Origin of the sequence: Arthrobacter sp. CAN_A214, assembly GCF_015751955.1 — a bacterium.
In the GTDB taxonomy this organism is placed as follows: Bacteria; Actinomycetota; Actinomycetes; order Actinomycetales; family Micrococcaceae; genus Arthrobacter_D.
Window position 1 is genome coordinate 88,559 of record NZ_JADOUU010000010.1, and the last position, 24,264, is coordinate 112,822.

A 24,264-nucleotide genomic window follows, 5' to 3' on the forward strand; every position below is an offset into this window, starting at 1 on the left:
CACCGGAGGCAGCGCGTCGGGCCACCGTGCGGGGACCGTCAGCCGAGTGAGGACAACGCTTCCTCGATATCGGTGACCTCGGTGCGCGTGGTGTAGTCGACGTGGATGTCGACGAAGCGCACAACACCCGAGGCATCCACGATGAGGACAGTGGGGAATGGGATAGCTGCGGTCGAATCCGCATTGCTGTCAGCGACGTCGAACCCTAGTTCCGTATGCGCTTTGCGTGCTTCGTCGCTGGGGGCGGTGACGATGCCCAGCTGCCGCGCCAGCATGTTCCCTTCATCGGAGAGGACCGCAAACTGCAGATTCCCGCCGTCGGCCGCGGCGCTCGAGCCGTCGGGCGTTTGCGGGCTGATGGCGACCAGGGCGTCACCGCGTTGCTGGAGCAGCGGGAGCAGTTCCAGCTGGTAGGTCTTCAGCGTGATGTTGCAGTACGGGCACCAGGCGCCCCGGTAGAACACAAGGACAGTGGAGGCACTGCCGAGGGATTCGAACAGCGTGACGATCGACCCGTCGGCTGCGATCAGTTTCGCCTCGGGAAGTCGATCGCCCACCGATACTGCGTTCCCCGGAATGCCTGCCTGATTGAGCTGGAACTGCTCACGGACGAAGGCGGCCGAGAGGTCCGGGCCGATCTTTTCGGTGAAGTCCCTATTGAACGATTCGATCTGTGTCGCGATGTTGCTCGTAGCCACGTGGGCAGTCCCTTGCTCGGAGGTTCAGGCGATCGTGCTTCCTGTCAGCGTAGGAGAATGAACCGGTGCAGGCGATCCGCCCGTCATGAGCGGACACAAAAGAGGAAACCGGTCCGATGCAGCTTCGAGTGGCTTGTGGCCGTCATTCCTCGGCTGCAAGAAGCCCCGTCGTCCTGTAGGAGATGACCTCGCGCAGATACATGCTTGTCGAGGTTCGGAGGATGCCTGGGCACAGCCGGATCACCTCGCTGACGCGGTAGAGGTCGTCGGGACTCTTGGCCACTACCCGGCACAGCAGGTCGGTGTCACCTGCCGGCGCATGGCATTCGAGCACTTCAGGGATGTTGCGCAGCGCCTCTATTGCCTCATTCAACTTCGACTGGTCCAGCTCGGCAGAAACAGATGCCATCACCGCCCGCCCCAAAGCGGCCGGCAGGATCCGGCTGCTGTTCGAGCGCAGCACACCGCTACCCGTCATCCGCTCCAGCCGAGCCTGAATGGTTCCGCGCGCCAGTCCGAGCTTCTGCGCCAACACCATCACCGGAGCGCGAGGGTCCTCATCGAGCGCAACGAGGATTTTCTTGTCGATTGCGTCGAGATCCCGCACATTGACCACTTCCTGCCGATGTATCGTCCTGTTACTGGTCAGATTGACCACCTAAGAGTGTACCTGTTGCCCGATCTGTTTCAATCCTGTCTACTGGAGCGAAAGCTGCGATCGTCACAAGCGAAAGCGGCAGGCACCGCAGGGCAGCCCACCGGCTCATCTGACGGGACGACACCAACAAGTGTCCGCCGATAGCCGACCGTCGACCCCTCACCTACTCGTCATTGCAGACCGGTGAGGGGCTCTCATCAGTCACCGAACGATCATTGCCGCCGCGGCTGTGCTTATCACGGCGCCCTCGATGCCGTCCGCTCCGTGACCGACTTGATCACGGCCGACCGCTTGTTGCGCGGATATCCGTCCCCGTCCGAGCAGCGGCTTGACGGAGGGGGCAGCTGGACATTCCGCGCCTGCTGCATCCTCGCGACCAACTCAGATGCCGGCGCCGGCGCCGGCGCCGTTGCACCCGCACCACCCGCAGCCGACCCCTACCCGGGGTACACCGGTCCGCGCTGCTACGCGCCGGGCGGAAAAACCTATCGGCCCTGCTGACCCCGTCGTCGTCGTGCCTTCCCTGACGCGCGTGCACGGCAATGGTGCAAAACCGGCGGCAGAGCCGTCATCTTCGTGCGCTTGAGCGGGAGCCTGTCCGATTTCGACCTCGCGCGCGCCGAAGCGTTGGACTAGATTCGGAGGAACGCACCCTCGAGAAGAATGGAGCACCATCATGAAGAACAAGCTTGTTTTCACCGCAGGTATGGCTGCCGGTTACGTCCTGGGATCACGCGCGGGCCGCGGGAGCTACGAAAAGATCAAGACGAAGGCCACCGAGTTGTGGAACAACCCGAAGGTCCAGGAAAAGGTTTCCAGTACCACCGAATCGGTCAAGACCAAGGCGCCCGCGATGCAGGAGAAGTTGACCGGTGCCTTGAAGCGCGACAAGCCCGCGGACTCGTCCGGTAGCGGATCGGCCTCCGGGAGCCCGACAGTGCCGGTGGTGACGTCCACCGGCACCGGCGGAGGAACCAGCGGGACCACCACCGGCGCAAACGGCACCGGCCCCAGCGGCGGTGATCCGGAACAGGTCGACATCACGCCCTTCCTGAACCAGGACGACGAAACCCGCCCTACACTCTAGGGCTTGGAAAGCGGAACGGCAGGAAACGGCATTGGACACGAAGCCGCAGCGCCTCACCGCGACCGTCACGGGTGAGGTGCAGGCGGTGGGATTCCGCTACTGGGCACGCCGTTCCGCCGAGGATCTCGGCCTGACGGGGTCCGCCATCAACAATCCGGACGGCTCGGTATCGCTGGTGGCGGAGGGCCCCACGTCGGGTATCACCGAACTGCTCCGCCGTATCGAAGCCGGTGAGACGCCGGGCCGCGTCGATTCTGTCGACGCGGCCATTCGAGAATCCAGTGAAAGCTCCACGGGGTTTGAGTGCCTCTGAAGCGGCGAGGCGGACCGTCCTTCTCGGAGCCTGCGTCGCTGCATTGGGGGCCGTGAGCGGCTGCGATGCTGACGGAGGGCGGTTGAACGACACGGAACATCCGGCGCTCCTCGCCGCCCGGCCCGGCCAGCGACCCCCGAAGAGCCCGATTACGCCGGGTTCACGCCCGCTCGGTGCGGAACAGCAGCGGGACTCACTGGTCTACGTGCCCGCAACACTGACTTCCGGCGAGCCCGCACCCCTGCTGGTTTCCCTGCACGGCGCAGGGGGTGATGCCGCTGGCGGGTCGGCCCTGCTCACTTCCCTTGCCGACCAGTACAACGCGGTAATCCTGTCCCCGGCTTCGCGAGGGAGCACCTGGGATGCCATCCGGGACAGCTACGGTCCCGACGTCGGGGTCCTCGAACGCTCGCTCGAGGAGGTGTTCCGATCGGTTGCCATCGATCCTGAGCGAATCGGCATCGCCGGGTTCTCCGACGGCGCGTCCTACGCTCTTGGTCTGGGCCTGGCGAATGGCGGACTCTTCCGGCGCATCCTCGCCTTCTCGCCCGGCTTCATCCCGGTGGGCCCGCGGAGTGGACAGCCGGAAGTATTCGTGTCACACGGAATCGATGACACCATACTCCCCATCCGCAGCACCAGCCACCGCATCGTCCCGGCCCTGAAGGACGATGGGTATGACGTGACGTACCGGGAGTTCGAGGGACCGCACACAGTGCCGGCGGGCATCGTGCAGGAGGCTGCCCAGTGGCTGGACTGGACCCGCTCCGCCAGGTGAGAACCGTCCCCTGCTGGAGATGAAGCCGGTCAGGTCAGAGAGACGCCTTCTCGGCCTCGGCGTCCTCGAAGGCAAGGACCGCGTTGACCGAAACCGCCGTTCGGTAGGCATCCCCCGCCGCCGAGACGAGCTGCGCGCTCGGGTCCGCTACGTTTCCGACTGCCCAGACGCGGTCGGCGGTCGTGCGTCCGAGATCATCGGTGACGACGCAGCCGTCCTCCCGGAACTCGCAGCCGAGGGCCGAGATCAGGGGGGAACCCACTTCGGCCTGCGGCTCGCAGAACACCGCCGCGCACTCAACCACTGTCCCGTCAGTCAGCTCGACCGACTCGAGGCCGGTGGGTCCGGAAACGAGGCGGCGGACCGCGCCGTCGACGATCCGCACACCGCGCGCCTTGAGCGTGAGTGCGTCGTCGGGCGGGACAGCGCCGAGGGTGTGGGTGAAAAGCGTGACTACCGGAGACCACTGCCGCAGCAGCACGGCCTGCTGCAGCGACGTGTCCTCGGTGGCAAGGACGCCGAGTTCGCGGTCGCGCACCTCCCAGCCATGGCAGTAGGGGCACTGCAGCAGCCCCTTGCCCCAGGCTTCACGCGCGCCTTCGATATCCGGCAGGATGTCCCTCAATCCGGTGGCCAGCACCACGTGCCGGCCACGGAGAGTGCCTCCGCCATCGAGCTCCAGGACCCAGGTTTCCGCTGCATCGCGCGCCGAACAGACCTCTCCGTCCAGGAAAACCGTCCCGTAGGATTCCACTTCCTCCCGGCCGAGGCGCACCAGCTCGAGCGGCGACTCGCCATCGCGGGTCAGGAAGCCCTGGGCGGCCTCAGCCGGTGCGTTGCGGGGCTGCCGGACATTCACCACGGCGACCCGGCGCCGGGCCCGTGCAAGCACCAGCGCCGCACTCAGGCCCGCTACTCCCCCACCCACCACGACGACGTCGAACTGTTCCGCCTTTTCATCATCCATGCTTCTATCTGATCACGAAGAAACTCGATCAGTCAGCCTGCTTAGCATCACCCGTTGACTTGACGCGGCGCGGACTTTTGGTTCCCAGGACCTTCACGAGCGAGGCGAATCGCACATTGTCCTCGAGGTGGTCGATCAACACAGCTTCGCCGTCCGCATCGGCCAGCGGGATCTGCCAGTTCGGGTACTCGTCATTGGTGCCCGGCTGGTTCTGCGTACGTCGCTCTCCCACGGCATCCGCCAGCGCCACCCCGAGGAGCACCGACGGCGATTGCGCGATCAGCGCGTGCAGCGCCTCGACCGTCTCCTGCACCGATGCTGCGCCCTTCGCCGGCAGCAGTTTCCTTTCCCGAAGCAGCGACAGGAAGGTCTCCTGCACGGCCTGGTCCTCAGCCCGCTCCTCCTCGACCGGCCTGCTGAGCAGGCCCAGCTTTTCCCGCAGCGCAACATGTTCACCCGCGAGGTAACCGGCCGACGGCGGCAGGTCATGCGTGGTCACGGTAGTCAGGCACCCCTGCCGGTACTTCTCGGGGACGACAGGGCCGTCGTCGTCCTGCTCGAACCACAGGATCGACGTCCCGAGAATGCCGCGCTCCGCAAGGTACTCCTGCACCCCCGGCTCGAAGACGCCGAGGTCCTCGCCCACGACGACGGCGCCCGCGCGCTCCGCCTCCAGCGCGAGGATTCCGATCAGCGCCTCGTGGTCGTAGTACACGTACGCCCCACCTCCGGGCGCTGACCCCTGCGGGATCCACCAGAGCCGGAAGAGCCCGAGGATGTGGTCGATCCGGATCCCTCCGGCATGCCGGAGGATGTTGCGCAGCATGTCGCGGAAGGCCTGGTACCCGGACTCGGCCAACCGCTCCGGATGCCACGGCGGCTGGCTCCAGTCCTGGCCGTGCTGGTTGAACATATCCGGCGGCGCTCCGACGCTGATGCCTGGCGCCAGGACGTCCTGCAGCGTCCAGGCGTCGGCCCCGCTGGGATGGACTCCCACGGCGAGGTCGTGCATGATGCCGATGCCCATCCCGCTTCCCGTCGCCTCCAGCTGGGCTTCCTGTAGCTGTTCGTCGCACAGCCACTGCAGCCACTCATGGAATTCGATGCGGGGAGCCAGCCGCTCGGCCTCGGCAAGTGCCTCCGCACTGCCGGGCCTTCCCACGTCCGCCCACTCGGGTCCGCCGGGAGCGTAGGTCTCGGCCAGGGCCGACCACAGCGCAAAGTCCTTCAGTCCCTGTCCCTGGTGTACGAGGAACTCCTCGAAGTCACTCTGCCGCTGGCGTGGACGTTCAATCCGGAAGACCAGCTCGAGCGCCTCGAGTTTCGCAGCGAAAGACGCATCCCGGTCCAGGAGGTCGGCACTCGTATTAGCCTCCGCGAAGCCCCCTGCGAGCTCGTCGATCCGGCCCCGCGCTTCGGCGTCGAGCCGCGCATACTCGGGGATGTCCTCGATTCGCAGGTACATCGGGTGGAAGAAGCGCCGCGTGGTGGGCAGGTAGGGAGAGGGTTCGACCGGCGGCACCGGTTCGGCGGCGTGGAGGGGGTTGACCAGCACGAAACCGGCACCCTTCCCCGCCGCGACCTGCGCCAGCGAACCGAGGTCACCGAGATCACCGATTCCCCAGGAACGTGCCGACCGCACCGAATAGAGCTGCACCATGAGTCCCCAGGACCTCTTGTCCGAAAGGCGCTGCGTCGTCGAGAGGCGGTCGGGCGTGATGATGAGCGCGCACTGCTCCTGAAGCCCATCCGCCTCGGCGTGAAGAGTGTGCCAGCCGAGCGGCAGCGCATGCGGGAGCACCGCGGAAAGGCTGACGCGCTTCTCCCCGTCGACCTCCCGCTCTGCGATCGGAGAGGTGTCCACGGTGCCGCTGTAATGGATGCCGTCCTCGCCGGTAGCCCATACCCGCACCTCGGCGCCGGCAGGCGCGTGCACCGGGACAGGGCCCAACCGGCCTTCCCGAACGACGACGACGCGCGGCAGCAACCTGCGCCACGGGGCCGCCTCCAGTTCTGCAAGGGACTTTTCGACATCCTTATCGGTGCCGGCCGGCACGCCGAGGGCGGTCAGTACCGCGACGAGGGTCTGGTGCTCTACCTGCTTTGGCTCTCCGTCCCACCCCAGGAAGGTGGTGCCCACCCGGTGGGCTTCGGCGAGCCGCTGAAGTGCGGTGGGCGTGCTTGCGGTGGTGGAATCAGCCATTCCTCCAATGTAGGCGGCACCCGAGCCGTACTCCACCTTTTCACGACGACGGCGGGGCAGGTTGGACCTGCCCCGCCGTCGTGATACCCGTAGGTGCTGACTAGCCGCCGAAGAGAGCCGAGGCCCTGGTGAGCGTCTGGAACACGCCGTAAGCAAGAGGTACTCCTACGAGAGCCCAGACGGTTGCGATCCTTGCTCCGGTCATTTGGTGCCTCCACGTGCTGGTTCTTTGCTTGCGCTTGTGACGGGTTCGTGGAACTTGGAGTCCACAGGCTTCACCAGCAGGTTCGCCACGAAGCCGATGATCAGGAGTCCCACCATGGTGAGGAGGGCGGGCTGGTAGGCGGCCGCGGTCAGCTCACCGGGTGTTCCCTGGGCGTCGAGGAAGCCGTTGACGATCAGTGGTCCGGCGATGCCGGCCGCGGACCACGCGGTCAGCAGTCGCCCGTGGATGGCCCCCACCTGGTAGGTCCCGAAGAGGTCCCTCAGGTAGGCCGGTACGGTGGCGAAGCCGCCGCCGTAGAAGGAGATGATGAAGAAGGCCAGGACGACGAAGAGCAGGGTAGTGCTCGCGCCGAACAGCGCAAGGATCGAATACAGGACGGCACCTACGCCGAGATAAACCATGTAGATGCGCTTGCGGCCGATGATGTCCGATGTGGAGGACCAGACGAAGCGGCCACCCATGTTGGCGATCGACAGCAATCCGACGAATCCGCCGGCAACGGCAACAGTGACGGCAGTCGAGCCGTCGGCGCCGCGGAAGAAGTCCTGGATCATCGGGGAAGCCTGTTCGAGGATGCCGATGCCCGCGGTGACGTTGCAGAAGAGCACGATCCACACAAGCCAGAACTGCTTGGTCTTGATCGCGTTCTTGGCCGACACGTTGTCGGAAGTAACGAGGGGCTTGGACTTGAGCGTCGAAGGGTCGAACCCCTCGGGCTTCCAGTCGGCGGCCGGCACCTTGATGGTGAACGCACCGAACAGCATGTACACCAGGTACACCGCAGCGAGGGTCAGGAAGAGCTTGGCCACGGAATCACCGCTGGCTACCCAGCCCTCGGCGCTCGAGTTCGGGTCGTAGAAGCGCAGCAGTTGCGTAGACAACGGGCTCGCGATCAGCGCTCCACCGCCGAATCCCATGATCGCCATGCCAGTGGCGAGCCCCGGGCGGTCCGGGAACCACTTGATGAGCGTGGAGACGGGAGAGATATAGCCGATGCCGAGACCTATGCCGCCGATGACCCCGTAACCGAGATAGACCAGCCAGAGCTGGTTCGTGAAAATGCCGATAGCACCCACGACGAATCCGGAGGTCCAGAACAGGGCGGAGGTAGCCATCGCCTTCCGGGGGCCGTTCTTGTCCACCCAGGTGCCCATGACTGCCGCGGAGAGCCCCAGCATCACGATGGCGATGGAGAAGATGATGCCGATCTGCGTCAGGCTCGCGTCGAAGTGCTGCACCAGTGCGGTCTTGTACACGCTTGTCGCGTACGCCTGGCCGATGCACAGGTGCACCGCCAGTGCGGCCGGCGGAATGAGCCAGCGGTTGAATCCGGGGGGGGCGATCGTGTGATCGCGGTCGAGCCAACTCATAAGAACTCCTTGTTACGTCACAGCACGGATGGCTGCCCCCGAGCCATGGTTCATGAAGGCAATTATGGGGTGCGTCACACCATTGAGGAAATTCGCAACGCCGGACGATAGATCATGTGCGCTGAGCGGTAGTGTGCTAGCCGCTTTTAGTCAGCCTGCTTATCGAGTCTCGCTAGACTTCTCCAATGGCAACAACCGAGCACACAGCGGATACGAAACTCAAGCGCGGCATCACCGGCCCCCTTCTCTACCTGTTCATCCTGGGGGATGTGCTGGGCGCAGGCGTTTATGCTCTGGTGGGGGTCATCTCCGCCGAAGTGGGCGGCGCGCTCTGGGTGCCGCTCATGGTGGCACTGGCCCTGGCTCTGCTGACCGCCGGGTCCTACGCCGAATTGGTCACGAAATACCCGAAGGCAGGCGGTGCAGCGGTCTTCGCCGAGCGCGCCTATCAAAAACCCTTCCTTTCCTTCCTCGTCGGATTCTGCATGCTGGCAGCGGGTGTCACCAGCGCCGCGGGCCTCGCGCTGGCGTTCACCGGTGACTACCTGGGCGCGTTCATCGATGTTCCGGCCGCGCCCGCAGCCCTGGTGTTCCTCCTTCTGGTCGCGCTCCTCAACGCACGCGGCATCAAGGAATCCGTGCGCAGCAACGTGGTGATGACCGTCATCGAGGTGTCCGGGCTCGTCCTCGTGATCGTCGTTGTCGGTTTCTTCCTTGCCGGAGGCGGCGGAGACGTCTCCCGTGTGACGGAATTCCCGGCGGGAGTGAGTCCGGCCGCCGCCGTGCTCGGCGCGTCGCTCATCGCGTACTACTCCTTCGTAGGCTTCGAGGTATCGGCGAACGTGGCGGAGGAGGTCCGCGACGTGAGCCGCGTCTACCCACGCGCCCTCTTCGGCGCCCTCCTGACGGCCGGCGTCGTCTACCTGCTGATCGGCCTTGCGTCCTCCGCAGCGATGCCGGCCGAGGACCTGGCGGGATCGACATCGCCGCTGCTCGACGTCGTCGCGGCCACAGGAGCGGGCGTCCCGCCCTGGCTTTTCGGCCTGATCGCACTGGTCGCGGTGGCCAACGGTGCTCTCCTGACAATGATCATGTCGAGCCGGATCACTTTCGGCATGGCCGAGCAGGGCCTTTTTCCCTCCGTCTTCGGCAAGGTTCTCCCCAATCGTCGGACCCCCTGGGTTGCGATCGTTGCAACAACAGCCGTGGCCATGATCCTGACGCTTTCGGGGGACCTCGCCTCACTGGCCCAGACGGTGGTGCTCCTCCTCCTGTTCGTCTTCCTGAGCACCAACATCGCCGTCCTCGTGCTGCGCCGCGACAAGGTGGAGCACAAGCACTTCCGCATTCCTGCGGTGGTTCCCGTTCTCGCCGTCGCTTCCTGTGTCCTCCTCCTCACCCAGCAAGGAGGCGAGATCTGGCTTCGCACCGCTATCCTGCTGGCCGTGGGAATCGCCCTGTACTTCCTTCAGAAGCTGGTGCGGGGGCGGAGGGCCGACGGAAGCGCTGCTCGGACCTAGAGCCGGCGGGATCCGGTCACTGCCAGGCGTGAGGGGCCGGCCTCCGGGTACCGGGCAGCGAGTTGTTTCCGCGCCATTCATGGATCCAGTCGGGTAGCACCAGGTCCGCCGGCGGTGCACCGAAAGCAGCGATGATGTCCTCGTTGCTCACCGGACCGCTCCGCGAGACGAGACGGGTTGCAATGAAAGCTCGCGCGCAGATTTCGCCGTCGCTCACCATCCGCTGCTCAAAGTAGATGGCCCGTTCGTCCAAGCCGATGACGCGGGTCTCGATCGTGTACCGCTGGCCGAGCTGGAGCGATTTGCGGAAACTGATCGTCTCCCCCGCCGCCACCGGGCTCCGACCCTTGCTGCGCATCAGTTTCCAGACGCCGCTACGGACCATCAGGTCGAAGCGACCGAGATCCATCAACGAGAAATACATGCCGTTGTTCAGGTGCATCGCAATATCGATGTCCGTCACAAGGACGCGCAGTGGTAGCGAGGAATTCCCCCACACACTGAGACCGGGGCGCCTCCGTGAACGGAGAAGCTGGAGCAGGGTGCGGAGAAGAAGGTGCATCAGCACATATTACTCGGTAGTAACATATGGCAGTCCGGGAAGCAGTGCCTAGACTCGGTGGATGAGACAGCCCTACCCCTACGCCCTTTCGTTCGGCCGGTATCGGGAACTGTTGTCCTCGGAATTCGCGGCGCTGGCGGCATCGATCGACGGCACTCTTGCGATGCGGGTGCCATCCTGTCCAGGCTGGATCGGCGAGGACCTCGTGCGGCACACCGCCATTGTCTACCTGCAGAAGGCTGAGACCATCCGCACCGGATCGCGGCCGGGCAGGGGGTGGCCGCCCGTCAGTATCGGCAGCATGCCGCCCGGTGCACTCCTCGAGCACTGCTACCACCGCTTGATTGCGCAGTTCGACACCCATGCTCCCGAAGACGCCGCCGAGAGCTGGGTCCCGGATGACCAGACGGTCGGGTTCTGGATAAGGCGCCTCACGCATGAGACCGCAATGCACCGGTTCGACCTCGAGCAGGCGGGAGGCGGGCAGGCCAGTCCCTTCGATGAAGACCTCGCAGTGGACGGCATTGACGAGGTACTGTCGGTGATGCTGGGCCGGGGCCGCGCCGACCCCGGAGCAAGCGGCGCCGTCGTCCGCGTGGAGAGCGCAGGGCACACCTGGTCGGTGGCCCTGAAACGTGCTGCTGCGCGGCTTGATCGTGCACCGGCAGCTGGTGGCGCAACCGACGACGCCGCAACGATCCGGGGGGATCCGGAGGAGATTCTCCTCTGGCTTTGGGGGCGTGGCCCGCTTCCCTCCACCGCTGGGCAGGACGGAGCGATAGCCGAACTCCGTCACCGCCTGGCCAGGGCACTCTGACCGTTTCATCCCCACCAACCCTGGAGCCCCATGATTTCGAAACCCGCGCCGACAGTCCCGTTGCGCAACGGCGCCGACCTTCCCCTGCTGGGGTTGGGGACGTGGCCACTGAACGACGCCGAGGCAGCGGACACCGTTGCCACCGCCATCGACGCCGGCTACCGACTCATCGACACCGCCGAGAACTACCGCAACGAGGCAGGCGTGGGCGAAGGCATCCACCGCTCCGGCATCGAGCGGAACGAGCTGTTCCTCACCACGAAGTTCAACAAGGAATGGCACGGGCACGACGGCGCGCGGCGGGCCTTCTCCAACAGCAGCCGCCTACTGGGCGTCGACTACATCGACCTGCTCCTGGTGCACTGGCCCAACCCGGACGAGGGCCGCTACGTGGAGGCCGTGGAGGGCATCGCCGCGCTGGTCGATGAGGGGCTGGTGCGGGCAGTGGGAACCTCCAACTTCAAACCCTCCCATCTCCAGCGCGTACTCGACGCCGGGGTGATACCCGAGGTCAACCAGATCCAGCTCGACCCCCGCCGTACGCGGCAGGACGTCCGCGCATTCCATGCCCGGCACTCGATAGTGACGGAAGCATGGAGCCCACTGGGGCCCCGGAGCAACCTCCTCGAGATGCCCCCCATTACCTCGTTGGCCGAGCAATACGGGAAGTTCCCGGCGCAAATAGTGCTCCGATGGCACGTGCAGCAGGGCGTCGTCGCCATTCCGAAGTCATCCCATCCCGGGCGGCTCTCCCAGAACATCGATATCTTCGACTTCGAGCTGACCCCGCGGGAGCTGGACAGCATCTCGGCGCTCGATACGGGCGAGTCCGAAATTACCGATTCGGATATTTTCGGCCACTGACACCGCTGCTTCGGCCGCGCTCGCACCAAAGGAAATCGAATTGATCGAACTCGCCGTGATCTTCCTTGCGGGCTTCTGGGCCGGCATGATCAACGTCGTCGTCGGCTCCGGCACCCTGGTGACCTTCCCCGTGCTCCTCCTGTTCGGCTACCCACCCATCGTGGCGAATATCTCGAACAATATCGGCCTTGTAGCCGGGGGCATCACGGGATCGTGGGGCTACCGTCGCGAGATCGCCACGAACAAGCGCCTGCTGCTGAAGCTGCTGCCGCTGTCCGCTGCCGGTGGCATTGCCGGTGCGCTCCTGCTCCTTGTCCTCCCACCCGAGGCCTTTCGGGCGATCGTGCCCATCCTGATCGTGATCGGGCTCGTCATGGTGGCGATTGCGCCAGCTGTCCAGCGCCGGGCTGCAGCCAAGGCGGGCGGGCCGTTGCCGCCCGCCGACGAGTCCGCACCCGTACGCCTCATCCTGCTCGCCGGCATCCTCGTGCTCGGGGTATACGGCGGCTACTTCGGCGCAGCGCAGGGGATCCTCATCGTCGGGCTCATGAGCGTGGTCACGCTGGAAAGCCTCCAGAGAATCACCGCGGTGAAGAACGTGCTCACCACGGTGGTGAACGGTGTCGCCGCCGTAACCTTCATGCTGGTGGCCTGGGAGTCGATCGACTGGCGGGTCACTGCTGCCATTGCAGCCGGAGCTACCCTCGGCGGCCTGAGCGGGGCCAAGGTGGGCCGGCGGCTGTCACCGAATGTCCTCCGGGTGACCATTCTCGTCATCGGCACTATCGCACTTGTCCGGATTCTCTTCTTCGACTGATCAACCGCTTCCCGTCACGGCCAGAGCAGGCTGACCCGCCACCCGTTCCCGAACCGCGTGTACAGCAGCCGCGTATGACGCCGTTCGGCGTCTGCCTGCCAGAACTCGACGGCGTCGGGCGCAACGGTATACACCGTCCAGCCCGGCGAGCCGGGACTTCCCTGTTTCCCGATCAGCTCGAGTTGGGCGGCGACTCCGGTGTCGAGCTCCTCCCTGCCCTGCATCCGGTCGCTCTGGTGTCCAGCCAGCACCAGCGCCCGGGCCACCGGGTGGCGCCGCTGGAAATCGGCGTCGTTCTCCTCGGCGCTAGCCGGAGACACGGTGCCACGCACCCTGATCTGTCGTCCGGAATCGGGCCAGAAAAAAGTCAGCGCCGCCACCGGGCTCGCGGCCAGCTGGCGGCCTTTGGGACTGTCGCTGCTCGAAGCAAACGACCACCCGGACGCGCTCACGTCCTTCAGGATCACCACGCGCGCGTCCGGTGCACCATCACCGTCCACGGTCGCGAGGTTGACGGCGTGCGGGGCACGGATTCCAGCCTCCACGGCGGCCGTGAGCCATTCGACGAAAAGGTCGATCGGCGAGTCCGGCGCTCCGGCCGGGTCGAAGGTGGGCATCGCCTCGGGAAAGGCGGGGACTCCGCTCAGGAGGTCGCGGGCCAGTCCGGGATTACTCATGCGGACACCCTATCGCCGATCCCGGGCTCGTTGGCGATCTCTTCAGCACATGCCAAGCAGGGAGCCTGCACTCTAGAGTCGGAAGATGCCTGCTCACGAAGATCACCGGATAGGCCCTCGGGATCTCACGCGCTGGGGCACTCCCCTGGGTCGGTGGCTCGTGAGGAGCGTCCGACCGCTTGCTGCCTGGATCGGGCCGCACTGGGTTCTTCTGCTCATCATCGCGATCGGAGGAGGCCTTGCCGCGGCATTGACGGCGGCGTCGGCCGAAGTCTACGAAGCAGTCACTGAAGCGAACGGTGTCGCCGCCCTCGACCAGCCGGCCCTGAACCTCGCCCTCACCCTGCGCGAACCGTGGCTGAACAGTCTGGTGACTGCCTACACCAATGTCGGCGGACCAGTGGGCATGCCCATCCTCGCGGTGTCGGTGATGGTCCTGCTTGCCGTTCGACGCAGGTCCTGGACGCCCGTGATCCTGCTTCCGGCAGCGGCGTTCGGATCCCTCCTGATGACCGTTGCCGGGAAGGAATCTATCGGCCGCCTCCGTCCCGCCCTTGAATTCGCGGTCCCACCCTACGAAAGCTCACCATCCTTCCCGAGCGGGCACGCGCTGAATGCGCTGGTGATCGCAGGCATCGTGGCCTACCTGCTGGTGCTCCGCCAGCGCCGCAAACGCTCGCGTGCGCTTACGGTCGGCATCGCCCTCGCCTTCGCCGTCACCATGGGCCTCAGCCGCGTGTATCTGGGACACCACTGGCTGACGGATGTGCTGGTCGCGTGGACGCTGGGGATCGCCTGGCTTTCACTCGTGGTCACGGCGCATCGCTTGCTGCTCACGCTTCGCCGCCCCGCGACTGGAAGGGTCACCTAGCGGCGTTCCTCCGAAAGCTCCTTCATCTTCTCGAGCGCCCGCGGCCAGCCCTCGATGAACATCGCTGCATACTCGTCGGCGCTATCCATCCCGACGTCGACGGTGGTGGCGCCGTCGGACTCGCTGAAGGTGTAGTTCTCCTCGGTTCCGCTGATCTGTCGGGCCGCTTCGCTGGTGACGTCATCAACCCCTTGCACCACCTGCCCGTAATACTGGATCGAGATGTACTCATGCCTTCTGTTCTCCGCCACGGTACCGACCAACCCTTCGAAGGAACCATCCTCGCCGGGACCCAGGATGCGGATGGTCGCCCCCTTGTCCCACGTACCCAGGAAGTGGGATCCCTCCTGGAATACCCCGGCCCACTGGCGGTAGGTCTCGTCGCCGAGCATGGTCTCCCAGACCACGTCGACAGGGGCCGGGATCGCGACGAAGAAACGCAACTTGTCCATAGCGGATTGCATCCCCGTACCGTGCAGGCGGGGCGTGGGCCACAATTGAGGAATGACGGATTACGCGGCTTCCCTTCTTCCCCGGGAACGAAGCGAACCCGCACCAGATGCTGTCCATGTCCCCGACTGGCTTCCGATCCAACGGCAGATCGACCTGGTCAGGGCATGCCGCAGGTGGGCGACAGGCCCGGTACCGATGCGCTCGGTCACCATGCCGAACGGAGGCACCATGTCCGTGAAGACCGTGTGCCTCGGCTGGCACTGGCAACCCTATCGATACAGCAGGACAGCCGACGACGCCGGTGGGGCCACAGTGGCTCCCTTCCCGGACTCGTTGAGCCGGTTGGGACAGGATGCGGTCGCCGAAGCGTTCGGCCCCGACTACGCGGCCGACTATCACCCCGATGCAGCACTGATCAACTTCTACGACGACGCCGCCAGAATGGGAATGCACCAGGATAAGGAGGAACGTTCCACCGCGCCGGTGGTTTCCCTCAGTCTTGGCGATTCCTGCCTGTTTCGTTTCGGGAATACCGAGAACCGCAATCGGCCCTGGCACGACGTGCAGTTGCGGTCAGGGGACCTCTTCGTTTTCGGTGGCGCTTCACGGCTTGCCTATCACGGCGTCCAAAAAACGATTCCGGGTACCGCAGATCCAATTCTTGGACTTGCAGGACGCCTCAACATCACCCTTCGCGTCACTGGCCTTCCCGGCTGATCACCGCCGGGAAGGCATCCACTCACCCTGGTCCGTGCGTCAGGCTTCCTGCTGCGCCGCTTCCCTGGCGGCAGTCAGGAGCTTGAAGCGCCGGCGCTGCTTGGTAGGAATAAGGGACAGAAACTGCGGGTGTGCCAGGAGGAAGTCCTGGGCCTCCGGGCAATACGGCATGACGGCGAGTCGACGCCGATGAGCGTTGAACAGCACCGCCTGCATGAGCACGGGCTCAAGTCCCATCCGCCGGAACCGCGAGTCGATTACTGCCTGTAGAAGCAATACATCGCCTCCGCGCATTTCGTACTGCACGTAACCGGCCATCACCCCATTGCGGTACAGCTCGAAGCGTGAGAAGAGGGCGTTGTCGCGGAATTTCTCCCGTGCGCCTTCGGGTTCGGCAGGAGCTTCGGCAGCCGACTCACGGCGCTCGAGCTCCTCGACCAGGGCCTCATAACGGTCCCGGGTTTCCATCGAAGGGTAATCCGAATCCAACAGCTGGTAGGTGCGATTGCACAGAGTGCGCAACTGCCGCGTGGAGACCTCGGAAAGGTCTATAGGAAAGGGGGATTCGTCGGCGCTGGGGGAGGAAACCAGCGCGGGACTCGGGGTTCTGGACCAGTCGAAGGAATGCGTCGGTTCAACTGGCCGGGCCCGGGGACGGTCAAGTACTTGGGGAAATTGTTCCATGGCTTACTCCACGTAGTGGTTCCATGGCCTACTTCTCGACCAGTCCCTGAAGTCTAGGGGAGAAGCTCGAAAATCGAAAGCTCAGCCGACTGACTATTCCTGAAAGCCCGCCTCCCGGTAGAAACCCTCGATGTGCCGGGCCACGTGATCGGCAGCCAACTGCCCCTTCCCGTCCCGCACCGCGTCCAGGATCTCCCGGTGCTCGCTCCGCAGTCGCGCTGCTGTGGAATGCCAGTTCGGCAGGTCCACTGTGAGGCGTTGTGTGTAGGTTTGGATCGACTCGCGCAGGGAGGCCATCATGGCCCCCACCAGAACATTTCCCGCCGCTTCCGCGAGGGCAACGTGGAAAAGCGCATCGAGGGCGAGGAATTCCGGGGCCTTCAGGCCAGGGCGGTCCATCTCGGCGAGCAGGCGTTCCGCCGCCACCATGGATACTGCATCACTTTCCGCATGTGCGGCGGCCCAGGTCTCGAGCAGCAGCCTGGTCTCCACGATGTCCGAGACAGGCAAGTGTGAACTGGCGATGTGCAGCCGAAGGGTTGAGCCGAGTGCCACCGCCGGGTTCGCGGTGACGATCGTGCCTGCCCCTGGGCCCGAGCCGACCCCGGCCTTCAGCACACCCAGGGCCTCGAGCACCCGGATGCCTTCCCGCACCGAAGTCCGTGACACCTTCAACTGCTCTGCCATGGCCCGCTCACCGGGCAGCCGCGACCCGATTCCGAGGCGCCCTGCCGCCAATTCGACTTCGAGCCACGCCGAAACGGCCTGATGATTGCGCATGGCGCCAGCATAGCTTGCGTGGTCTGACCACAGACCGTAAAGTCTGTGGTCAGACCACAGGTATCGCCCGACGCCGAGCAAAGGTACGCAATGCAGCCCACCCCCGCCACTCCTCCGGCCCTTCGCCGGCGACTTCCGAAAGTCGCCGACCTGGCACCCCTGATGCAATTCAAGAAGCCGGAATTCAGCAACGCCTCCCGGCTTCGCCGAGCCAATACCATCGGCGACCTTCGCGCCATGGCCAAGCGCCGCACCCCCACGGCACCCTTCGACTACACGGACGGTGCGGCCGAGGCGGAAATCTCACTGCGCCGCGCCCGCGATGCCTTCCTCGACCTCGAGTTCCGGCCCGGCATCCTCCGCAACGTGGAGAAGGTCGATACCTCCACCACCATTCTCGGCCGGCTCTCGGCGCAGCCGTTCGGCATTGCTCCTACCGGCTTCACCCGGATGATGCAGTCGGAGGGTGAATATGCCGGGTCGCAGGCCGCGGAGGCAGCAGGTATCCCCTACACGCTCTCGACGATGGGTACCGCCTCCATCGAGGATGTCGCGGCCGCGGCTCCGAACGGGCGCAACTGGTTCCAGCTCTACCTGTGGACCGACCGCGAACGGTCCATGGAGCTGATCACGCGCGCCGCTGCCGCGGGAAACGACACCCTCATGGTCACGGTGGATACCGCCGTCGCCGGTGCCCGGCTCCGCGATGTCCGCAATGGCATGACGATTCCGCCCGCGCTCACGTTGAAGACCGTGGTGGATGCCTCCTACCGCCCAGCGTGGTGGTTCAACTTCCTCACCCACGAGCCGTTGTCCTTCGCCTCGCTGTCCCGCTACTCAGGGACGGTGGCGGACCTCATCAATTCCATGTTCGATCCCACCCTCACCTACGAGGACCTCGACTGGCTCCGCAGTGTCTGGAAGGGCAACCTCGTGGTCAAGGGCATCCAGACGCTCGATGACGCCAAACGGGCGGTGGACCATGGAGCCGACGGCATCATCCTGTCCAACCACGGCGGACGCCAGCTCGACCGCGCTCCGGTTCCGCTGCACCTCCTGCCCCAGGTCTCTGCCGAACTCAAGGGCAAGACTGCGATCATCCTCGATACGGGGATCATGAGTGGAGGAGACATTGTCGCCGCCCTCGCGCTGGGTGCCGATTTCACTCTCATCGGCAGGGCCTACCTCTACGGGCTGATGGCTGGCGGGCGGCCGGGGGTGGACCGTGCCATTGAGATCCTTGCAACGCAGACGGCCCGCACCCTGCAGCTGCTTGGAGTCAACAGCATCGAGGACCTCAACGCGGACCACGTGAAGCTTCTGAACTGACCGGAATGTCAGTTCCGTCTCATTCTGGTATCGGACGGCCCGAACAGCGCTCGGTGGAGCTACTATTCAGGAAAGCGGGCATGCCGGGGGGCGGAGCCCTTTAGTGCTGGGGTCTCAACCTATGAAGCGTGAACGCATGCATTACCCGTTAATATATCGGCGCGCGCGTACTGTGCTGTTCGCCGTCGGACTTTTCTGGCTGTGGGCACTTCTCGGCTGTGCCTCCTTCATTTCCGGCCTCGGCGACTCGCCGGTCTACGCGATCATTGCCCTGTACGGAGTGGCCGTCGCCATCCTCGTGTCGATTCCGGTAGCTTTCCTCGCCGTGGCAGGGATGGTACTCAATCCACCCCAAGCGGCAAGGAACGACGTCGTCCGTCACCTGCCGCTGGAGCCCGCCGCCCAACCACCCCAGAGTTGGCACAGCAGGCAGGTTTCCTGAATCAGCCCTCGCACTCGTTGCAGTAGATCAGGCCGTTCTTCTCGCGGGCGATCTGGCTGCGGTGGCGCACCAGGAAGCATGAGGAGCACGTGAACTCATCCTCCTGCGGCGGGATGACCTGGATGAGGAGCTCCTCACCGGACAGATCGGCGCCGGGAAGGTCGATTCCCTCGGCCGTGTCCCCATCCTCGATGTCCACCGATGACGACTGCGCGCTGCTGCCGCGGTTCGCCTGAAGCGCTTCGAGGGATTCGGCTTCCTTGTCCTCGTCATTGTTGCGTGGTGCGTCGTAATCCGTTGCCATGGCAGTGCCGTTCTTCTGGGGTGTCCGTGGTAGTAAAGCGTGTCGCAGCAACCGAGTCTAACGTCAAATAATTGGGGCATTGACACACTCGGCCTGATATGCCGTGATGCTTGTCATACGCTGGAACAGGCATCAGCACACTCTGCAGGCAGGGAACTCAATGCGCGCGAAGACAGCAGCAGAACCCGGGCCCGGCATCGGCCTCCGGCGAAGTATCCTCAGTGGGCTCCTGTTCGGGTGTGGTCTCGTCGCCTTCGTCGACGAAGCGGTGTTCCACCAGATCCTCCACTGGCACCATTTCTACGACCGCTCCACTACCGCTGCCGGGCTCGTGTCCGACGGCATCTTCCACGCTTTCAGCTGGGGCGCCACGGTGTGTGCACTGTTCCTGTTCGCCGACCTCCGCCGCCGCGGCGCGCTTTCACTGCCGGCCTGGACAGGTGGCGTCCTGCTGGGATCCGGAATCTTCCAGCTGTACGACGGCGTGGTGCAGCACAAGGTGTTCGGCCTCCACCAGATCCGCTACGGCGTGGACCTCGCCGTGTACGACCTTCTCTGGAACTTCACCGCACTGGTCCTGATCGTCAGCGGCGGGGCGGTGCTTCTGGTGCGGCGACGGCGGGCAGGGCGAACAATCCGGACACACGGGTAGTCCTGCAGTGTCACTGCCGGACCTTCCTGCTGCGCTCTCCGCCGTATTTCCCACCGCTGCCGCCAATGCCGCCGTGGTCCTGCTGTGGTTGATTCCCGGGGCTGCCTACTACGCGGCAACGCGCCGACCCGGCCTGGTCTGGCCGCGGAAGCGGACTGCGCTCTGGTGCGCCGGCGCGCTCCTGGGAGCCGCAGTCACAGCCGGCCCCGCGGCCTCGGCCGCCCACGCGATCTTCGTCGCCTCCATGGCCGTCCACCTGCTGGTGGGGATGGTGATCCCGCTTCTCTGGGTTCTGGCTGCCCCGGTCACGCTTGCGCTGAAGTGGCTGCCGGTGCATGCCTCCCGCCGGGTGACGCGGATCCTGCGCTCCAGTCCCATCCGCATATTGTCCCATCCGGTGACGGCGGGCCTGCTGGTCACGGTGCCACTCTGGGCACTCTACGTCGGAGGTTTGTACTCGGATGTGGTCCACCGGCCGGCCGCACTGGCCCTTCTTCACCTGCATTTCCTGCTGAGCGGCTGTCTCTTCACCTCCGCCATCATCGGCATCGACCCCAATCCGCACCGGTCCGGCGCAGTGGTGCGGGGAACCGTTCTCCTGTCCTCCATTGCGGCCCACGGAATCCTCGCCAAGGTGCTCTACGCCACGCCGCCGCCGGGCCTCACTCCGTTCCAGGCCGAACCGGGGGCACTGCTGATGTACTACGGGGGCGACGCCGTGCACGCCGGAATGCTGATCATCCTCGGCTGGCAGCTCTACTCGGCCGCCCGCCGACGGGACGTGCGGCACGGCGTACTCCCTGCGCCGGGCCGTAGCCGCCCAAGCTAGGATCGAGGAAGAATTGGAGGGGACATCCGTGACATCTGAACCATCCTGGGTGCGGCACGCCATCTGGTGGCAGGTCTATCCGCTGGGATTCGTGGGAGCCGAGAAGGCCGCCGGTCCTGCTGACACTCCCATTGCCCATCGGTTGACCCGGCTGGTCGATTGGCTCGACTACGCGGTGGAACTCGGCGCATCGGGGCTCGCCCTCGGCCCCATCTTCGCGTCCGAAACGCACGGGTATGACACCACGGACTACTTCCGCGTGGACCCGCGGCTCGGCGATGACGACGATTTCCACCGGCTGATCGATGAAGCCCACCGTCGCGGACTCCGCGTCCTGCTCGACGGCGTCTTCAATCACACCGGCCGCTCGTTCCAGCAGTTCCAGGACGCCGTGCGCCTCGGCCCATCCGCGCCGACTGCCGGCTGGTTCCGTTTCCATTGGCCTCCGGACGGCGGCAGTTCCGGGGAGGCTAATTCCGGCAATGACAGTTCGGGCGGCGAGGTCGCCTATGACGATTTCGAGGGCCACCACCACCTCGCCGCACTCAACCATGAGGAGCCGGAGGTGGCACGCTTCGTCGCCGACGTGATGAAGCATTGGCTCCGCCGCGGCGCCGACGGCTGGAGGCTCGACGCCGCGTACGCCGTGCCGTCGTCGTTCTGGTCCACCGTGCTGAGTGATGTCCGGGCGGAATTCCCCGACTCCTACTTCGTGGGTGAATACATCCACGGCGACTACGCCGCCGACGTTCGCGCAGGACGGCTCGATTCCACGACGCAATACCAGTTGTGGAAAGCCGTCTGGAGCAGCCTCAACGACGCCAACTTCTTCGAGCTCGCGGCCGCGCTCGACAGGCACAACTCCCTCCTCGAAAGCTTCGCCCCCCTGACCTTCGTGGGGAACCACGACGTCACCCGGCTCGCCACCCAGCTCACCGACCCGGCACTCCTTGCCCATGCCCTGGTGGTTCTTTTCACTGTTGGGGGCACCCCATCCATCTACTACGGGGACGAGCAGGCGTTCCGCGGCCTCAAGGAGGACCGGACAGGTGGGGATGACGCCGTGCGCCCGGAGTTCCCGTCGTCGCCCTCGGCCCTTGCCGCGCCGGGCTGGCCCGTTCACAACCTCCACCAGCAACTGATCGGGCTGCGGCGCAGGCATCCCTGGCTCCACACAGCACGCACGAAGGTCCACACGCTGAGCAACGAGCACCTCGTCTACGAGGCCGGCAGCGGGGACGAATCAATCATTGTTGCCCTGAACCTTTCGGGACTCCCTGCCACGCTTGGCGTTCCGGTGACCGCCGATGTCGTTCTCGAGGGGAATGCCGGACTCGACGCGAGTGGGCGCCGGCTAGCACTGCCGCCACGGGGCTGGGTGGTTCTGGGCCGAGGACATTCCCCGCGGACATCCAATAAATAGCCCGCAAGGGACACAATTAGTGTCAGTAATGTCAGGAGGAACGCATGAACCCCAATACCGAGCACGTTGACCAATCCGAGCCGGGCTTCACCCCCTGGCCCCGACCCCTTTCGACCCAGGCGCTGGGCACGGTCAAGAAAGGCCTGCTCCTCGTCGTCGTGCTCGTCGGCGCCTATCAGATTGTGCCTGCGGGGAATTTCGGGGCCGCAGTGAGCCAGGCCTTCACGCTCCTGGTGATTCTGTCCTGGCTCGGGCCGGCCGGCAGAATGCTGATGCAACTGTCGAGGAACCGGCGAGGCCCCCGGCAGGAAGAGCCGCCGACCGCCTAGCGGAGCGGGCCCGCCCTTGTCCGCGGGGTCGACAACCCGCTGCCCTCTGCCAGGGCTGATGGCACACTTGGAATCATGACGGCAATCCTGCTTGGCTGGAATCCCGATTCCCGGAACGACTGGGAGCCGAGCTACCCCGCGGTCCGGCAGGAGCTACGCCGATCCGGGGTGGTCAGGCAGCGCTGGAGCGCCGGAGGACCGACGCTGATTCCCCCTGGCGCCGATGCATGGCTCGTCCTGCAGGGCAAGGGTGCCCGCGGCCTGATCGGCCATGGGGTAGTGGCATCGGAAACCTTCGAGGATTCTGACGGCGGCTGCTGGATCGCCGTCGAATTCGACACCCTCCTGGAGCAGGGCGACCACCTCCAGGCCGCAGTGCTTTCCACCCTGGTGCCGAGGGTCCCGTGGGAAGCGAACATCCGATCGGCACGTTCCGTCGAGCCGGCGGACGAAACGGCGATTCGGGACGTGTGGACAGGGCACCGACCATTGGACGACATCGATCCGATTTTGCCTGTCCCCGGGACCTACCCGCAATCAGCCCTCACCAGGGTGTCGGTGAACCGCTATGAACGGGATCCCGAGGCCCGGAGGATCTGCCTCGCCCAGCACGGGTTTTCCTGCGCAGTGTGCCGCTTCGACTTCGAGGCCGTGTACGGCCCGGAGGGTCGCGGCCTCATATCCGTCCACCACCTCGTCCCGGCGACGCAGCTTGTGCCCGGCTACGAATTGGACCCCGTCCGGGACCTTCTGCCGTTGTGCCCGAACTGCCACTCCATGGCGCACCGCCGAAGCGTTCCCTTTACTCCTGCCGAACTCCGCCGCATGATTTCCGGCGCGGGTTTTATCGAGGGATCGATAGTTACCCAGGTTCAGTTAGACTCCCAAGCTGAAGCCCGTAAGCTTTTGGGCTAGTCAAGCGCACTTTAATCCTTGACCCGGCCTCGTGTTGGCCGGGCATCATGGGAAGAACCGCAACCACGAAGGAAATTCCATCATGATTGGCTTCATCATCGCCGGCCTCGTCATCGGCGCACTCGCACGTCTCATCAAACCCGGCAGGCAGAACCTCGGCCTGCTCGCCACCCTCCTGCTGGGCATCGTGGGCTCGATCATCGGCGGGGTCATCGCCAGCCTGCTGGGCACGGGAAACATCTGGGAACTGAATATCCTGGGATTCATCGTCGCTGTCGTCGCCGCCGTGCTGCTGATCGGGGTTGCAGAGGGCGCCGCCGGACGACGCCGGATCACCCGCTAGCCCTGCCGGGCCAGTATTCAGGTTCGGGTGGGAGCATGGTCCTCGCCCGCCCCTCGTAACAGACCGCGGAATAACCAGCGCCTTATGGCGGTTGTCGCGTGCACATGTACGCTATAGCGCGTCCATCAGAAGGAGAAGTTCGCCCCATGGCAACAGATTACGACGCACCGCGCGTCGCCCAGGAAGATCAACCAGCCAACGAGTCGCTCGAAGCGATCCAGGCCCAGCGAAGTGCAACAACCCAGACGTCACTCATCGACGTCGAAGACAGCGACACCGCGGAAGGCTTCGACCTTCCCGGAGCTGACCTGTCCCACGAGGAACTGCTCATTCAGGTAGTTCCGGAGCAGGAAGACGAGTTCACCTGCATGTCCTGCTTCCTCGTGCACCACCGCAGCCAGCTGGCCCGCGAGAAGAACGGCAGCAAGTACTGCATGGAGTGCGAGGGGTAGGTACGGCGAAGAGCCGACGGGCGTGGCAGTGGCGGGGACCCGGCGGCTGGCCGGGTGCCCCGAGGGACACGGGCGCTTGGGTGCCGAGCACAGCAGATCCGCCGCGGACAGTGGAGCTTAGGGGAATCGAACCCCTGACCTTTTCATTGCGAACGAAACGCTCTACCAACTGAGCTAAAGCCCC

30 protein-coding genes and 1 tRNA gene are annotated in these 24,264 nt (G+C 65.1%); 18 read left to right on the forward strand and 13 right to left on the reverse strand.

Annotated features, from left to right (window positions below):
- Nucleotides 1-38 precede the first annotated feature (38 nt).
- Both IWX65_RS10540 and IWX65_RS10545 read right to left on the reverse strand, forming a co-directional pair.
- The gene (locus IWX65_RS10540) at nucleotides 39-698 is read right to left on the reverse strand and encodes a peroxiredoxin-like family protein (RefSeq protein ID WP_196882697.1); all 660 of its coding nucleotides are present in this window, start codon (nucleotides 696-698) and stop codon (nucleotides 39-41) included.
- 142 nt (nucleotides 699-840) lie between these two features.
- Nucleotides 841-1,356: an Lrp/AsnC family transcriptional regulator gene (locus IWX65_RS10545; RefSeq protein ID WP_442859189.1), complete on the reverse strand. Its 516-nt coding sequence runs from the start codon at nucleotides 1,354-1,356 to the stop codon at nucleotides 841-843.
- A 676-nt stretch (nucleotides 1,357-2,032) separates the two neighbouring features.
- Here IWX65_RS10545 and IWX65_RS10550 point away from each other — a divergent pair.
- Genes IWX65_RS10550 through IWX65_RS10560 form a run of 3 tightly spaced genes read left to right on the forward strand, consistent with a single transcriptional unit; the run spans nucleotide 2,033 to nucleotide 3,534 of the window.
- Nucleotides 2,033-2,443: a YtxH domain-containing protein gene (locus IWX65_RS10550; RefSeq protein WP_196882699.1), complete on the forward strand. Its 411-nt coding sequence runs from the start codon at nucleotides 2,033-2,035 to the stop codon at nucleotides 2,441-2,443.
- 31 nt (nucleotides 2,444-2,474) lie between these two features.
- Nucleotides 2,475-2,756 (forward strand): acylphosphatase, encoded by a 282-nt coding sequence (locus IWX65_RS10555; protein WP_196882700.1) that lies wholly within the window; start codon nucleotides 2,475-2,477, stop codon nucleotides 2,754-2,756.
- The gene (locus tag IWX65_RS10560) at nucleotides 2,743-3,534 is read left to right on the forward strand and encodes an alpha/beta hydrolase (protein ID WP_196882702.1); all 792 of its coding nucleotides are present in this window, start codon (nucleotides 2,743-2,745) and stop codon (nucleotides 3,532-3,534) included. The genes IWX65_RS10555 and IWX65_RS10560 overlap by 14 nt, the downstream gene beginning before the upstream one ends.
- A 34-nt stretch (nucleotides 3,535-3,568) precedes the next feature.
- Here the strand turns inward: IWX65_RS10560 and IWX65_RS10565 are convergent, their stop codons facing one another.
- The 4 genes from IWX65_RS10565 to IWX65_RS10575 all read right to left on the reverse strand — a co-directional run bounded on the left by IWX65_RS10565 (nucleotide 3,569) and on the right by IWX65_RS10575 (nucleotide 8,300).
- Nucleotides 3,569-4,501, reverse strand: coding sequence for an NAD(P)/FAD-dependent oxidoreductase (locus IWX65_RS10565; protein ID WP_196882703.1), 933 nt, complete (start codon nucleotides 4,499-4,501; stop codon nucleotides 3,569-3,571).
- Between the two features lie 28 nt (nucleotides 4,502-4,529).
- A complete protein-coding gene (malQ, locus tag IWX65_RS10570) occupies nucleotides 4,530-6,704 on the reverse strand; it encodes a 4-alpha-glucanotransferase (RefSeq protein ID WP_196882704.1) in 2,175 nt (724 codons plus the stop codon).
- Nucleotides 6,705-6,804: 100 nt separating this feature from the next.
- Entirely contained in the window at nucleotides 6,805-6,909 is a 105-nt protein-coding gene (locus IWX65_RS18065; RefSeq protein WP_442858937.1) for an MFS transporter small subunit, read from the reverse strand.
- Entirely contained in the window at nucleotides 6,906-8,300 is a 1,395-nt protein-coding gene (locus tag IWX65_RS10575) for an OFA family MFS transporter (RefSeq protein WP_196882705.1), read from the reverse strand. The genes IWX65_RS18065 and IWX65_RS10575 overlap by 4 nt, the downstream gene beginning before the upstream one ends.
- 185 nt (nucleotides 8,301-8,485) lie before the next feature.
- On the opposite strand from IWX65_RS10575, the gene IWX65_RS10580 reads away from it, so the two are divergent.
- On the forward strand, nucleotides 8,486-9,820 hold the full coding sequence (locus IWX65_RS10580) for an APC family permease (protein ID WP_196882706.1): 1,335 nt from the start codon (nucleotides 8,486-8,488) through the stop codon (nucleotides 9,818-9,820).
- A 16-nt stretch (nucleotides 9,821-9,836) separates the two neighbouring features.
- On the opposite strand, the gene IWX65_RS10585 is transcribed toward IWX65_RS10580, so the two are convergent.
- A complete protein-coding gene (locus IWX65_RS10585) occupies nucleotides 9,837-10,382 on the reverse strand; it encodes an acyl-CoA thioesterase (RefSeq protein ID WP_196882707.1) in 546 nt (181 codons plus the stop codon).
- Between the two features lie 61 nt (nucleotides 10,383-10,443).
- Here IWX65_RS10585 and IWX65_RS10590 point away from each other — a divergent pair, with 61 nt between their 5' ends.
- Genes IWX65_RS10590 through IWX65_RS10600 form a run of 3 tightly spaced genes read left to right on the forward strand, consistent with a single transcriptional unit; the run spans nucleotide 10,444 to nucleotide 12,880 of the window.
- Entirely contained in the window at nucleotides 10,444-11,199 is a 756-nt protein-coding gene (locus IWX65_RS10590) for a maleylpyruvate isomerase family mycothiol-dependent enzyme (RefSeq protein WP_196882708.1), read from the forward strand.
- 30 nt (nucleotides 11,200-11,229) lie between these two features.
- Complete coding sequence (locus IWX65_RS10595) at nucleotides 11,230-12,063, forward strand: aldo/keto reductase (protein WP_196882709.1); 834 nt, start codon at nucleotides 11,230-11,232, stop codon at nucleotides 12,061-12,063.
- A 40-nt stretch (nucleotides 12,064-12,103) separates the two neighbouring features.
- The gene (locus tag IWX65_RS10600) at nucleotides 12,104-12,880 is read left to right on the forward strand and encodes a sulfite exporter TauE/SafE family protein (RefSeq protein ID WP_334683805.1); all 777 of its coding nucleotides are present in this window, start codon (nucleotides 12,104-12,106) and stop codon (nucleotides 12,878-12,880) included.
- A 14-nt stretch (nucleotides 12,881-12,894) separates the two neighbouring features.
- Here IWX65_RS10600 and IWX65_RS10605 read toward each other — a convergent pair whose 3' ends face one another.
- Nucleotides 12,895-13,557, reverse strand: coding sequence for a pyridoxine/pyridoxamine 5'-phosphate oxidase (locus IWX65_RS10605; protein ID WP_334683806.1), 663 nt, complete (start codon nucleotides 13,555-13,557; stop codon nucleotides 12,895-12,897).
- Nucleotides 13,558-13,642: 85 nt separating this feature from the next.
- On the opposite strand from IWX65_RS10605, the gene IWX65_RS10610 reads away from it, so the two are divergent.
- Nucleotides 13,643-14,428, forward strand: coding sequence for a phosphatase PAP2 family protein (locus IWX65_RS10610; RefSeq protein ID WP_196882711.1), 786 nt, complete (start codon nucleotides 13,643-13,645; stop codon nucleotides 14,426-14,428).
- On the opposite strand, the gene IWX65_RS10615 is transcribed toward IWX65_RS10610, so the two are convergent.
- Nucleotides 14,425-14,880 (reverse strand): SRPBCC domain-containing protein, encoded by a 456-nt coding sequence (locus IWX65_RS10615; protein ID WP_196882713.1) that lies wholly within the window; start codon nucleotides 14,878-14,880, stop codon nucleotides 14,425-14,427. The two genes, IWX65_RS10610 and IWX65_RS10615, sit on opposite strands and share 4 nt — an antisense overlap.
- 52 nt (nucleotides 14,881-14,932) lie before the next feature.
- Here IWX65_RS10615 and IWX65_RS10620 point away from each other — a divergent pair, with 52 nt between their 5' ends.
- Nucleotides 14,933-15,598 carry an alpha-ketoglutarate-dependent dioxygenase AlkB family protein gene (locus IWX65_RS10620; protein ID WP_196882715.1) on the forward strand — a complete coding sequence of 222 codons (666 nt, stop codon included), beginning with the start codon at nucleotides 14,933-14,935 and terminating at the stop codon, nucleotides 15,596-15,598.
- A 39-nt stretch (nucleotides 15,599-15,637) separates the two neighbouring features.
- Here IWX65_RS10620 and IWX65_RS10625 read toward each other — a convergent pair whose 3' ends face one another.
- Both IWX65_RS10625 and IWX65_RS10630 read right to left on the reverse strand, forming a co-directional pair.
- Complete coding sequence (locus tag IWX65_RS10625; protein ID WP_196882717.1) at nucleotides 15,638-16,282, reverse strand: GNAT family N-acetyltransferase; 645 nt, start codon at nucleotides 16,280-16,282, stop codon at nucleotides 15,638-15,640.
- Nucleotides 16,283-16,375: 93 nt separating this feature from the next.
- A complete protein-coding gene (locus IWX65_RS10630; protein WP_196882719.1) occupies nucleotides 16,376-17,062 on the reverse strand; it encodes a FadR/GntR family transcriptional regulator in 687 nt (228 codons plus the stop codon).
- Nucleotides 17,063-17,152: 90 nt separating this feature from the next.
- Between IWX65_RS10630 and IWX65_RS10635 the strand changes: the two genes are divergently transcribed.
- Nucleotides 17,153-18,391 carry an alpha-hydroxy acid oxidase gene (locus IWX65_RS10635; protein ID WP_196882721.1) on the forward strand — a complete coding sequence of 413 codons (1,239 nt, stop codon included), beginning with the start codon at nucleotides 17,153-17,155 and terminating at the stop codon, nucleotides 18,389-18,391.
- A 121-nt stretch (nucleotides 18,392-18,512) separates the two neighbouring features.
- On the forward strand, nucleotides 18,513-18,833 hold the full coding sequence (locus IWX65_RS10640; RefSeq protein WP_196882723.1) for a hypothetical protein: 321 nt from the start codon (nucleotides 18,513-18,515) through the stop codon (nucleotides 18,831-18,833).
- Between the two features lies 1 nt (nucleotide 18,834).
- On the opposite strand, the gene IWX65_RS10645 is transcribed toward IWX65_RS10640, so the two are convergent.
- Nucleotides 18,835-19,137, reverse strand: a complete 303-nt coding sequence (locus IWX65_RS10645) for a DUF4193 domain-containing protein (RefSeq protein ID WP_196820505.1) — start codon at nucleotides 19,135-19,137, stop codon at nucleotides 18,835-18,837.
- Between the two features lie 160 nt (nucleotides 19,138-19,297).
- Between IWX65_RS10645 and IWX65_RS10650 the strand changes: the two genes are divergently transcribed.
- The 7 genes from IWX65_RS10650 to IWX65_RS10680 all read left to right on the forward strand — a co-directional run bounded on the left by IWX65_RS10650 (nucleotide 19,298) and on the right by IWX65_RS10680 (nucleotide 24,080).
- The gene (locus IWX65_RS10650) at nucleotides 19,298-19,789 is read left to right on the forward strand and encodes a DUF2243 domain-containing protein (protein WP_196882725.1); all 492 of its coding nucleotides are present in this window, start codon (nucleotides 19,298-19,300) and stop codon (nucleotides 19,787-19,789) included.
- Nucleotides 19,790-19,796: 7 nt separating this feature from the next.
- Nucleotides 19,797-20,618: a cytochrome c oxidase assembly protein gene (locus IWX65_RS10655; RefSeq protein WP_196882726.1), complete on the forward strand. Its 822-nt coding sequence runs from the start codon at nucleotides 19,797-19,799 to the stop codon at nucleotides 20,616-20,618.
- 28 nt (nucleotides 20,619-20,646) lie between these two features.
- Entirely contained in the window at nucleotides 20,647-22,041 is a 1,395-nt protein-coding gene (locus IWX65_RS10660) for an alpha-amylase family glycosyl hydrolase (protein ID WP_196882727.1), read from the forward strand.
- A 44-nt stretch (nucleotides 22,042-22,085) separates the two neighbouring features.
- Complete coding sequence (locus tag IWX65_RS10665; RefSeq protein ID WP_196882728.1) at nucleotides 22,086-22,370, forward strand: hypothetical protein; 285 nt, start codon at nucleotides 22,086-22,088, stop codon at nucleotides 22,368-22,370.
- A gap of 75 nt (nucleotides 22,371-22,445) precedes the next feature.
- Nucleotides 22,446-23,285 (forward strand): HNH endonuclease, encoded by an 840-nt coding sequence (locus IWX65_RS10670; RefSeq protein ID WP_196882729.1) that lies wholly within the window; start codon nucleotides 22,446-22,448, stop codon nucleotides 23,283-23,285.
- Between the two features lie 82 nt (nucleotides 23,286-23,367).
- Entirely contained in the window at nucleotides 23,368-23,628 is a 261-nt protein-coding gene (locus IWX65_RS10675; protein ID WP_196882730.1) for a GlsB/YeaQ/YmgE family stress response membrane protein, read from the forward strand.
- A 146-nt stretch (nucleotides 23,629-23,774) separates the two neighbouring features.
- A complete protein-coding gene (locus IWX65_RS10680; protein WP_196820498.1) occupies nucleotides 23,775-24,080 on the forward strand; it encodes a DUF4193 domain-containing protein in 306 nt (101 codons plus the stop codon).
- A 111-nt stretch (nucleotides 24,081-24,191) separates the two neighbouring features.
- Here IWX65_RS10680 and IWX65_RS10685 read toward each other — a convergent pair.
- Nucleotides 24,192-24,264: transfer RNA gene (locus tag IWX65_RS10685), tRNA-Ala, on the reverse strand.

Bases quoted from the DNA above. Each gene is read 5' to 3' on its own strand.
- IWX65_RS10550 (WP_196882699.1), top strand. From the start codon at position 2,033: ATGAAGAACAAGCTTGTTTTCACCGCAGGTATGGCTGCCGGTTACGTC.
- IWX65_RS10565 (WP_196882703.1), bottom strand. From the start codon at position 4,501: ATGGATGATGAAAAGGCGGAACAGTTCGACGTCGTCGTGGTGGGTGGG.
- malQ (WP_196882704.1), bottom strand. From the start codon at position 6,704: ATGGCTGATTCCACCACCGCAAGCACGCCCACCGCACTTCAGCGGCTC.
- IWX65_RS18065 (WP_442858937.1), bottom strand. From the start codon at position 6,909: ATGACCGGAGCAAGGATCGCAACCGTCTGGGCTCTCGTAGGAGTACCT.
- IWX65_RS10575 (WP_196882705.1), bottom strand. From the start codon at position 8,300: ATGAGTTGGCTCGACCGCGATCACACGATCGCCCCCCCCGGATTCAAC.
- IWX65_RS10580 (WP_196882706.1), top strand. From the start codon at position 8,486: ATGGCAACAACCGAGCACACAGCGGATACGAAACTCAAGCGCGGCATC.
- IWX65_RS10585 (WP_196882707.1), bottom strand. From the start codon at position 10,382: ATGCACCTTCTTCTCCGCACCCTGCTCCAGCTTCTCCGTTCACGGAGG.
- IWX65_RS10590 (WP_196882708.1), top strand. From the start codon at position 10,444: ATGAGACAGCCCTACCCCTACGCCCTTTCGTTCGGCCGGTATCGGGAA.
- IWX65_RS10595 (WP_196882709.1), top strand. From the start codon at position 11,230: ATGATTTCGAAACCCGCGCCGACAGTCCCGTTGCGCAACGGCGCCGAC.
- IWX65_RS10605 (WP_334683806.1), bottom strand. From the start codon at position 13,557: ATGAGTAATCCCGGACTGGCCCGCGACCTCCTGAGCGGAGTCCCCGCC.
- IWX65_RS10610 (WP_196882711.1), top strand. From the start codon at position 13,643: ATGCCTGCTCACGAAGATCACCGGATAGGCCCTCGGGATCTCACGCGC.
- IWX65_RS10615 (WP_196882713.1), bottom strand. From the start codon at position 14,880: ATGGACAAGTTGCGTTTCTTCGTCGCGATCCCGGCCCCTGTCGACGTG.
- IWX65_RS10620 (WP_196882715.1), top strand. From the start codon at position 14,933: ATGACGGATTACGCGGCTTCCCTTCTTCCCCGGGAACGAAGCGAACCC.
- IWX65_RS10625 (WP_196882717.1), bottom strand. From the start codon at position 16,282: ATGGAACAATTTCCCCAAGTACTTGACCGTCCCCGGGCCCGGCCAGTT.
- IWX65_RS10630 (WP_196882719.1), bottom strand. From the start codon at position 17,062: ATGCGCAATCATCAGGCCGTTTCGGCGTGGCTCGAAGTCGAATTGGCG.
- IWX65_RS10635 (WP_196882721.1), top strand. From the start codon at position 17,153: ATGCAGCCCACCCCCGCCACTCCTCCGGCCCTTCGCCGGCGACTTCCG.
- IWX65_RS10640 (WP_196882723.1), top strand. From the start codon at position 18,513: ATGAAGCGTGAACGCATGCATTACCCGTTAATATATCGGCGCGCGCGT.
- IWX65_RS10645 (WP_196820505.1), bottom strand. From the start codon at position 19,137: ATGGCAACGGATTACGACGCACCACGCAACAATGACGAGGACAAGGAA.
- IWX65_RS10650 (WP_196882725.1), top strand. From the start codon at position 19,298: ATGCGCGCGAAGACAGCAGCAGAACCCGGGCCCGGCATCGGCCTCCGG.
- IWX65_RS10665 (WP_196882728.1), top strand. From the start codon at position 22,086: ATGAACCCCAATACCGAGCACGTTGACCAATCCGAGCCGGGCTTCACC.
- IWX65_RS10670 (WP_196882729.1), top strand. From the start codon at position 22,446: ATGACGGCAATCCTGCTTGGCTGGAATCCCGATTCCCGGAACGACTGG.
- IWX65_RS10675 (WP_196882730.1), top strand. From the start codon at position 23,368: ATGATTGGCTTCATCATCGCCGGCCTCGTCATCGGCGCACTCGCACGT.
- IWX65_RS10680 (WP_196820498.1), top strand. From the start codon at position 23,775: ATGGCAACAGATTACGACGCACCGCGCGTCGCCCAGGAAGATCAACCA.